The 270-nt window shown below is 44.8% G+C and carries 1 pseudogene; it reads right to left on the bottom strand.

Annotated features, from left to right (window positions below):
* Positions 1–270 (bottom strand): annotated as a pseudogene (locus tag AAEZ03_RS27495) (FAD-dependent oxidoreductase); the annotation flags it as partial.

The following is a 270-nucleotide window of genomic DNA, read 5'->3' as shown; positions in this document are numbered from 1 at the left end:
CACACTGCCCCAACTGGCAATGGCATACTTATCGCCACAAGATAATAAATACAAAGTGCGATTTTTGGGCTGATAGCTTTGTAAGGGTTTATTTTGATCTACCATAAAAGTTAATAAATTATATGATGCGACTGCACCGCCATGTACGGCATGAACCCCTGAGTGCGCGACATCTTTATCCACGCGCGTGGCCACATCACCGACGGCGAATACATTATTATGAGAGACACTTTGCTGCAGCGCATTTACTGCGATAAAGCCGTTGTCAAC

It is taken from the genome of Pseudomonas sp. HY2-MNA-CIBAN-0224, assembly GCF_040310285.1.
GTDB lineage: Bacteria > Pseudomonadota > Gammaproteobacteria > Pseudomonadales > Pseudomonadaceae > Aquipseudomonas > Aquipseudomonas helleri.
The sequence above is the reverse complement of the archived record's forward strand: the minus strand, read 5'-3'. Positions and strand labels throughout refer to the sequence as shown.